Annotated in this window: 4 protein-coding genes; 3 read left to right on the top strand and 1 reads right to left on the bottom strand. The window is 62.1% G+C overall.

The window, feature by feature from the left end; translation table 11 throughout:
* Positions 1-212 precede the first annotated feature (212 nt).
* The 3 genes from ACH2EI_RS20620 to ACH2EI_RS20610 are packed head-to-tail and all read left to right on the top strand — an operon-like array spanning position 213 to position 1,908.
* Positions 213-578 carry a hypothetical protein gene (locus ACH2EI_RS20620; protein ID WP_395154786.1) on the top strand — a complete coding sequence of 122 codons (366 nt, stop codon included), beginning with the start codon at positions 213-215 and terminating at the stop codon, positions 576-578.
* Complete coding sequence (locus tag ACH2EI_RS20615) at positions 575-829, top strand: DUF2795 domain-containing protein (protein ID WP_395154787.1); 255 nt, start codon at positions 575-577, stop codon at positions 827-829. The genes ACH2EI_RS20620 and ACH2EI_RS20615 overlap by 4 nt, the downstream gene beginning before the upstream one ends.
* A complete protein-coding gene (locus ACH2EI_RS20610; RefSeq protein ID WP_395154788.1) occupies positions 826-1,908 on the top strand; it encodes an isocitrate/isopropylmalate family dehydrogenase in 1,083 nt (360 codons plus the stop codon). Before ACH2EI_RS20615 ends, ACH2EI_RS20610 begins: the two co-directional genes overlap by 4 nt.
* A gap of 19 nt (positions 1,909-1,927) precedes the next feature.
* Here the strand turns inward: ACH2EI_RS20610 and ACH2EI_RS20605 are convergent, their stop codons facing one another.
* Positions 1,928-2,287, bottom strand: coding sequence for an ArsR/SmtB family transcription factor (locus ACH2EI_RS20605; protein ID WP_395154789.1), 360 nt, complete (start codon positions 2,285-2,287; stop codon positions 1,928-1,930).
* Between the last annotated feature and the right edge of the window lie 538 nt (positions 2,288-2,825).

Genomic DNA, 2,825 nt, shown 5'->3' with positions numbered 1-2,825 from the left:
TCGAGTTCTTCGATGAGGCTGCGTCTGAGGCCGTCCGTGGCAGGCAGATCGATCCCGGCGTCGAGGAGTTCTTCGCGGAGACGGCGCTGGCGTCGTTTGGTGATCCGGTCCCGATTCTTCGACGCGGGGTCCCAGTTCACGTAGCGACAGTATCAGTCGCTCGCGTCCAGGGGTTCGTATCTAGCGAGCTATATATCTGCTAAGATCGTGATATGACGATACTTGACCGAACGAATGCCGAGGAGGAAGTCGGGGCGCAACGTCAACGGGCTGCCTCCGCATCTGATGTTGCGACGGGCCAGGACGCCGGTGAGGTCACCTCGATGTCGGTCCTCTCTCCCCCGGGCGGCGCAGGAAGAACCAATGAGCAGAGCATGGGCCGTGCCGTGCGGCTCGGTGCGCTGATCGGAATTCCTGCGACGTTCCTTGTCACGTTTCTGATCGGGATCATCGGTGGCGCCGGACCGGTCGCATCGTTGGCGATCGGACTGTGGGTCGGTGGGTTCGGGAGCGGGACATACCTTGGCGCCATCTTCTTCCTACCCAGCGGCTCTGACGGAAGCGGCAGCGCAAAGTGACGGTTCGGCAGCCACCAGCAATCACCGAACACGGCCAACTGCCGGTCTCGCGGATTGAAATCGCTGACTGCATCGAGTCCGCTTTCGCCAATTCGCCGATCTCCTCGGAGGAACTCATCGCTGCTGCAACTCGAGCGTCTGCCCGGCCAGCGATCCTCGACGCCTTGGCCACCCTTCCGAACCGGCAATACCACCAGCTCGTCGACCTCTGGACATACCTCCCTGACTTGCCGATCTCGATCGATCGATGAGCGGCATCGACGTCGTCGTTTGCGACGGCGACGAAACCGGTCAGGAACTCCTGGAAGAGGCCCTGCGCGTGTTCCAATCCGGTGTGCTCGACATACCCGTCCGCCTCGAACACTTCGATCTCTCACTCGCAAACCGACGTCGCACAGCAAATTCGGTTGTGAGCGACGCTGCAGCAGCGATGGTCGAGGCCGGGCTCGGACTGAAAGCTGCAACGATCACCCCGCCAGGCATCGGTGACGTCGGATCACCCAACCGGCTGTTGCGCGAAGGCGTCGATGGGTCGGTGATCGTGCGGACCGGGCGCCGCATCCCCGGCGTCGCGCCGCTCGCACCAGTCTCCCATCCGATTGTTGTGGTCCGAATGGCAGTTGGCGACGCGTACGGTGCCGATGAAGTCCGAAGCGGCAACGCCGGGTCGCCAGGTGAAGTCGCATGCCGCACTGAGCGGATCACACGCTCGACGTGTCGGGCTGTGGCCGACTACTCATTCGTGACCGCGTCCACGATCGGCGGTGTTGTCTTCGGTGGACCGAAATGGACAGTCTCACCCGTCTATGAAGGCATGCTCAAAGAGGAAATGGACGCCGCCGCAACGCGCCATCCGCACGTGCCGTACCACCCCGTGCTCATCGACGCCAGCTACGCAGCGCTGCTCTCCGATGCTGCAAGACAGCCGCGTGTCATACCCTCGCTGAACCGCGACGGCGACTGCCTGTCGGATCTCGTGCTCGCGATGTTCGGCTCAATCGCTGGCGCCGAATCGGTACTACTGTCGCTCGACGACGACCTCACCCCTCGAGTAGCGATGGCAGAAGCACCACACGGCACCGCACCCTCGCTCGTAGGAAAGAACGTCGCCAACCCCATGGCAATGCTGCTCGCCTGCGCCGCCGTACTCGATCACGCAGCCATCCGCGGAGCGGCCAGCGCCAGCAATGCAGCAACACGGCTGCGCAACGCCACCTTGGACGCCGCCCTCGACGGCGTACGCACCCTCGACCTCGGAGGAGAAGCCTCAACGAGCGACGTCGTCGACAACGTCTTGGAACGCCTCCAACATCCGCCGCACGCCGACTAAAGCCTTGATTCGCCCGAGATCATCTCCTGGCCCCTCGTGGCTTCTGCTCGTAGCTCACCGCGTCGAAATCAGCCAGCAGCTCACCTTCGCTCGTCAATCGGGTCGTGATGATCTGCTTCGCCGCGCTGAGCAATTCGAAGACCTGCGGATCGACGACCGAATAAATCATCGATGAACCCTGCCGCTCCGCGCTGACGATCCCCGCACGACGCATGATCGCCAACTGCTGAGAGAGATGAGCAGACTCGACTCCCACGTCGGGCTGCATCGCCGAAACAGACCGAGAACCACCCGCCAACACCTCGATGATCCGGATCCGAACAGGATGACCCAACGTCTTAAAGAACTCAGCCTTCGCCCGGTACACGGAATCGCTCATCTAAAGACATTAGCAGTTTCGCAGATAAACACAGGCCCACTGCACCAGCCCAACGACCCGACCGAGCGGCTGGCCCAGATTGCAAAACAAGACCTCGGGTGTACGCGACGTCCCATCCGTTCGAAAGAGACCAAGTGACGCGTCAGCCGAGCTTGCAACCACGAGAGCCGACCAGAACGACATCATCCGCCCGCTCATATTCCCCGGGCCCACACGTTCCACGACCGCTCATAGCCGGCAGGGAGGATGGTTTGTGGGTGCACCGGATGTGCGTGGGGCTCGATCGGTCTCGGCTGATGGCACACCACTCATATCGTGAGCGCCGTAAACCCGGCGTCGTTGCTGAAGCGGCGTGACGATCTGTTCTCGCGCGTCAATCGGCGTCACTTGGCCGGCTCCGTCCCGAACGAAGCTTGCTGATCTACGGTTGGGGTGTGGAGTTTGTCATCGCCCGGAATCCTGACCCTGCTTCGACGTTGCCATTTCTTGTGCGTTTGCCGGTGGGATCGAGACCGGTCGTCTTGAAGGTGAAGGACAC

Origin of the sequence: Ilumatobacter sp., assembly GCF_041688325.1 — a bacterium.
GTDB lineage: Bacteria > Actinomycetota > Acidimicrobiia > Acidimicrobiales > Ilumatobacteraceae > Ilumatobacter_A.
The sequence above is the reverse complement of the archived record's forward strand: the minus strand, read 5'-3'. Positions and strand labels throughout refer to the sequence as shown.

Excerpts from the sequence above, each read along its gene's own strand:
- ACH2EI_RS20610 (WP_395154788.1), top strand. The coding sequence starts at position 826 with ATGAGCGGCATCGACGTCGTCGTTTGCGACGGCGACGAAACCGGTCAG.
- ACH2EI_RS20605 (WP_395154789.1), bottom strand. The coding sequence starts at position 2,287 with ATGAGCGATTCCGTGTACCGGGCGAAGGCTGAGTTCTTTAAGACGTTG.
- ACH2EI_RS20620 (WP_395154786.1), top strand. The coding sequence starts at position 213 with ATGACGATACTTGACCGAACGAATGCCGAGGAGGAAGTCGGGGCGCAA.